Origin of the sequence: Photobacterium lucens, assembly GCF_009873615.1 — a bacterium.
Classification (GTDB): domain Bacteria; phylum Pseudomonadota; class Gammaproteobacteria; order Enterobacterales; family Vibrionaceae; genus Photobacterium; species Photobacterium lucens.
In genome coordinates, this window is sequence record NZ_SSMG01000193.1 from 1 (window position 1) to 5,716 (window position 5,716).

Annotated in this window: 5 protein-coding genes; 3 read left to right on the plus strand and 2 right to left on the minus strand. The window is 39.1% G+C overall.

The features are described 5' to 3' along the window. The first annotated feature begins 436 nt into the window (after window positions 1–436). The 3 genes from E5A76_RS09195 to E5A76_RS09205 all read left to right on the plus strand — a co-directional run bounded on the left by E5A76_RS09195 (window position 437) and on the right by E5A76_RS09205 (window position 3,359). Entirely contained in the window at window positions 437–1,726 is a 1,290-nt protein-coding gene (locus E5A76_RS09195; protein WP_053988154.1) for an HAAAP family serine/threonine permease, read from the plus strand. Between the two features lie 141 nt (window positions 1,727–1,867). Continuing rightward, window positions 1,868–2,506 carry a DNA-J related domain-containing protein gene (locus E5A76_RS09200; protein ID WP_053988155.1) on the plus strand — a complete coding sequence of 213 codons (639 nt, stop codon included), beginning with the start codon at window positions 1,868–1,870 and terminating at the stop codon, window positions 2,504–2,506. Window positions 2,507–2,609: 103 nt separating this feature from the next. After that, a complete protein-coding gene (locus E5A76_RS09205) occupies window positions 2,610–3,359 on the plus strand; it encodes a DUF481 domain-containing protein (protein WP_161118739.1) in 750 nt (249 codons plus the stop codon). A 76-nt stretch (window positions 3,360–3,435) separates the two neighbouring features. Here the strand turns inward: E5A76_RS09205 and lpxL are convergent, their stop codons facing one another. Both lpxL and E5A76_RS09215 read right to left on the minus strand, forming a co-directional pair. Further along, complete coding sequence (lpxL, locus tag E5A76_RS09210) at window positions 3,436–4,368, minus strand: LpxL/LpxP family Kdo(2)-lipid IV(A) lauroyl/palmitoleoyl acyltransferase (protein WP_161118740.1); 933 nt, start codon at window positions 4,366–4,368, stop codon at window positions 3,436–3,438. A 270-nt stretch (window positions 4,369–4,638) separates the two neighbouring features. Beyond that, window positions 4,639–5,571, minus strand: coding sequence for an LpxL/LpxP family Kdo(2)-lipid IV(A) lauroyl/palmitoleoyl acyltransferase (locus E5A76_RS09215; RefSeq protein WP_161118741.1), 933 nt, complete (start codon window positions 5,569–5,571; stop codon window positions 4,639–4,641). Window positions 5,572–5,716: the final 145 nt, after the last annotated feature.

Sequence of the window (5,716 nt, forward strand, 5' to 3'; positions counted from 1 at the left end):
ACTAATTTATACAGTTTTATTACATAAAAATCCCATCATTCTCACCGCATAATAATGTTATTAATAAGACGTTAACCCTCTTGTATGCTTTATAAGCAAACGCATTTTTTTTCTCTGCAAAAATTGTTGAACCACGAATTTTTCCCCTATAATGCGCGCTCTTCCATAGGGGCACAATTTACAAGGTTATTATAAGAGAGACTCACAGCAGAGATTGATACAACTTGCTTGATGTCAGCAAGGAAACACTGATTGACGACGGACCTGTCACCCAATACATATTTTATTTAAATATCGTATTTCACCATCAACACGCACGTTCCCACTTCTATTACTGAAGCTTTATCTGTTGCTCTTCGCATTTGCGACCAAGGACGAAACAAATAACTCAGCCCTTTGAAAGTTAAACACGATACTTATAAAGGAGATGTCCATTATGGGCACCGCACAAAAATCAACAGCGACGACTTCAGCACAAAGCACAAAGTTAGGGTGGAAAAAAAGCGACACATTATGGATGCTTGGCCTATACGGTACTGCCGTAGGTGCAGGTACACTATTCCTACCAATCAATGCGGGTGTTGGCGGCTTAATCCCATTAATCGTAATGGCAGTGCTAGCATTCCCTATGACGTTCTTTGCCCACCGTGCAATGACACGTTTTGTACTATCAAGCTCTAACCCGGGTGCTGATATTACTGAAGTTGTTGAAGAGCACTTTGGTAAAGGCATGGGTAAAGTGATCACATTACTTTATTTCTTTGCTATCTACCCTATTCTGTTGGTTTACAGTGTTGCATTAACAAACACTGTTGAAAGCTTCATGCTAAACCAGCTTGGTATTGAGCCGCCAGCACGTGCGATCCTTGCACTAGTATTGATCCTTGGCTTAATGGCAATCGTACGTTTAGGTGAGCAACTTATTGTTAAAGCAATGAGTATCTTAGTATTCCCATTCGTGGCAGTGCTACTGATGCTGGCGCTTTACCTTATTCCTTACTGGAATGATGCCATTTTCCACGATGTGATCCCTGCAGATGGCGGCATGAACGCTGTAATGCTAGCGGTATGGTTAATTCTACCGGTAATGGTGTTCTCATTTAACCACTCACCAGTGATTTCATCATTTGCGGTTGCAACGCAAAAAGAGTACGGCGAAAACGCAGAGCGTCAAAGTTCACGTATCCTTGCTCGTGCGCACATCATGATGGTATTAACTGTAATGTTCTTCGTATTCAGCTGTGTATTCAGTCTATCACCTGAAAACCTAGCAGAAGCAAAAGCGAACAACGTATCGATCCTAACTTACCTAGCGAACCACTTCGATACACCAGTTATTGCTTACGTAGCACCTATTGTTGCAATTATTGCTATTACTAAGTCTTTCCTTGGTCACTACTTAGGTGCAAGTGAAGGTCTAAATGGTCTAGTGATCAAAGTTGCACGTGATAAGAACAAAGAGATTTCAAACAAGGCACTTAACCGCTTTACTGCAATCTTCATGCTAGTAACAACTTGGGCAGTAGCAACACTAAACCCAAGCATCCTAGGTATGATTGAAAGCCTTGGTGGTCCTATTATTGCGATGTTGCTATTTATTATGCCAATGTACGCAATCAAGAAAGTACCAGCAATGAAGAAATACTCTGGCGCAATCAGCAACGTTTTTGTAACAGTGATTGGTCTGATTTCTATCTCTGCAATCTTCTACTCTCTGTTTATGTAAAGAATAAACAATGAGTTAAAAGGCTAGCCATGTGCTAGCCTTTTTTGTTTTTTCCTACTTCTGTACTCTGTTTATTGTAAAAAATTTGCTACATTAATCTTAAGTCATTCATAAATAAATCACTTAGATAATGGATAGCCAATGAATCATCAGCCTGCAGATATCCAGCTTGAGCATGAGAATCCATTGATTTGGCCAATTTTGTCTTTGCTGCAACACCAGCCCAAAGGCTGGATGATCCACACATTGAGCCAAACATTACGTGATAAAAAGATGCTCGATACTCTTGATGCTGATAGCAATAAAGATCTTTTTAAACGTAATTTCCTGTTAATGAATGCCCTCTATCAATTGCAAATTTTGCTATTTCCCAAACAATGGCTACAAGTTGAAGCTATGGATATTCAATTACTTAATATTGTTTATCAAAGTCACCACTTAGAAAAACCTGATCCATTGCGCGAATATTATTTAGATTGGCATAATTACCATGCTGATGAAGACGCAATCGAGTCGTTATTGCGCTCTTTTTGGAAGCGATACCAACAGCATATCAATAATGAATCAGAAACTATTCAATACCTTTCAATTGATGATGATTTTGCCCTCTTTGAACTACCAAACACTGCCTCCTTACCAGAGGTTCGTAAGCAATGGCGACGTTTAGCCTTAAAATGGCATCCAGATCGAGAAAATGGCGATAGTGAGAAGTTTAAACAGCTGTATAACGCAAATCAGCGCTTAATCAATCACTTGAAAAATCCCAGCCTGAACTATTAATCATTAATATTATATTTCGTACACAGCTATCACAAAATCCTGACATTATAATAACCAAGCTCCCCTACATTGCTCAGCGAATTCTTACTTTGGCTGCGAGACAATGAAACAATACCTCTTACTCCCGCTTACAGGCATCTTGTGTCACACTGCTTTAGCTGCAACGGATGTACCAACAACAGAAGAAGAAAAATCGGCATTTGATGGTTCAGCAAAACTGGGTTTTATTTATTCAAAAACCACCAAAACATCTATGTCGCTTAACTCTGCAACAGAGCTACGTTACAACAAAAATAACTGGTCAAATAAATTAGCCCTCAGTTCATACTATACCGACAGTACGGAAGAAGAAGACGGCGTAAACAAATACCAAGTTAACCTCAATAATGAATATGCGATGGGTCCACATGCGTTTACGTATTTAAGTAATACTTATAACCATGATCAATTTGGTACTTATCGTAGCGAATACATTATTTCAACTGGTTTGGGTTATAAATTTTACGATACAAAAACGACTAAGTTAGTGGTTGGTGGTGGTCCTGGTTACCGCTGGAGCAAACGCCAAAGTACCGATCCTGATTATCCGAACCAAAGAGAAGGAAACGTGATTGCCAATGCGTTTATCCGTGGAAAGAAAGATTTTACTCCAACCTTTTCTGCAGGTTTTGACAGTAATATTGACTACGGTATTGCAAATACCACATACGATATTAAAGCCTATATTAAAAACCGTTTAATCGATAATGTGGCACTAATGATAGATACCCAATATATCTACAATACCGAAGTGGCAAGTGATAAGAGTAATGATGAAATCTACAGTACAGTGAGCATTACTTACGATTTCTAATTATAAAATAGGTAGTTTAATCAATAAAAAAGCCGAATATAATCAATATATTCGGCTTTTTTATTTGTTCATAATATTAGTTATATAACGAAGGTTCACCTTCTGGACGTGTTTTAAAACGACGATGTAACCACATGTATTGTGATGGTGCTTCTAAGATCGAACGTTCAACCGCTTTATTAATATAAGCCGCTGCTGCATCTGAATCTTTATGCGGAAATGCTTCCAATGGTGGGAAGATTTTCAAAGTATATTGTCCACTATCACTATTACGGATCATCGCAAAAGGCAGTGGCACTGCACCTGTACTATCTACCAGTAAACTAGTACCTGTTGTTGTACAGGCTTTTTCTACCGCAAATAATGGCGCAAATGTTGAATTTCGACCGCGGCCATAATCATGATCTGGTGCATACCAAAGCATTTCACCTTTCTTTAAATCACGGAACATACCCTTAAGATCTTTACGATCGCGCATATGCTTATTTGAACGAATCCGACCTTTAAACTGGAAAAAATCAAAACATGGATTGTTATTCGGACGGTATACACCTACACCCGGTGTTTGCATACCAAACGCACGCGCGCCTAACTCAAGATTCATAGAGTGAATGGCAATTAACAGAATACCTTTACCCTGCTCTTGCAGTTTATAAACATGCTCTAAGCCTTCAACCGTTACATGACGTTCAACACGTAGATTCGGCCAAAACCATGCCATACCCGTTTCAAACAAGGCTAAACCTGTGTTATCGATATTTTGTTTAATCAGCGCTTGACGATCTGACTCTTCCATTTCAGGGAAACACAACTCAAGATTTCGCTCTATGGTTTGACGACGACTTTTCATAAAGTGCATCGCTAAACGACCAACACCTTGGCCTAAGCGAAACTGAATAAAATATGGCAGCCAGCTAATTAAATACATTACGCCCATTAGTAATAAAACAGGCCAGTATTTAGGGTGTAAAAATTCTTTTTTAAAAGTTGGCGCTGTGAATTTTTTCATAGCAAAAATGATCCCGTTACATTTTAAAGCCGCTTAGAGTGTTGTTAATTCTAATAATATTGATAGGATTTCTAAGCAGTTAGTAACAGTATTTTATGTTGAGTATCGTATACGTTGCAAGTCTAACCGTGACGACGATCTATACCATACAGCTTTCATTAAGCTTTACTTATAAGGTCAAAAGTATCGAAAGAGGCAAGAAAAAGCCCGTACGGTGACGGGCTAAGTTAAACATAAATAGAATAAATTGTATGAATTACAGCTTTTGTTTTAACTATTTTGATACAAACACGCTTGTCCTTCAGGGCGCGTTTTAAAGCGGCGATGAAGCCACATATATTGACTCGGTGCAGCCATAATTGACTCTTCAACAATTTTATTGATAAACACCGCTGCCGCATCTGGATCATTTTTAGGAAACCCTTCCACAGGATTGCGTAATGTTAAGGTGTAATGCCCTTTTTCATCTCGCACCATAGTAAAAGGCACAATCGCACAATCGGTATTATCCACCAGCAAACTGGTACCCGTTGTAGTACAAGCCTGCTCTACCGCAAATAAGGGCGCAAAGGTTGAGCGTCGACGACCATAATCATGATCCGGTGCATACCATACACGCTCACCTGTACGCAGTGCGTGTAGCATGGCTTTTACGTCTTTACGGTCAATCAAAGTGCGGTTTGAACGGGAACGACCTAAGTACTGGAAATAATCAAAACAAGGGTTATTGTTAGGACGATACACACCCATCCCTGACATTTTGATCCCAAATGCACGCGCACCTAATTCAAGATTCATAGAATGCACCGCTACCATTAATGCGCCTTTTCCTTCTTTGGCTAAGGCTTCCATCTGCTCAAGTCCAACAATGGTAACGTGACGATTTACACGGGCATCTGACCAAAACCACGCCATTCCTGTTTCAAACAATGCCATCCCAGTATTATCGATGTTTTCTTTGATCAGAATTTGTTTATCTTCTTCAGACATCGCTGGAAAACAAAGGTCTAAATTACGCTCAATGGTACGACGACGTTTTTTCATTAATTTGATCGCTAAACGACCAATATTTTTACCTAACACAACTTGCCAAGAATACGGAAGACAACTCAATAGATACATTAAGCCAATCAATAATAGTGTTCCCCAATAACGAGGATGCAGAAAAGCTAAGGTGAAAGTCGGTTTATTTCGTTGAGTCATGTATAGCGCCTAAGTGCCAGCTATCATCTCCAATTGACGACAAGAGCAAGCCTAATAATTAACAGCCTGCATCATAATTGCTTTAGCATCTATTCCCTAATTAAATAATGTTAATTACGACCATTTCTTACTGTTTTTAGATATT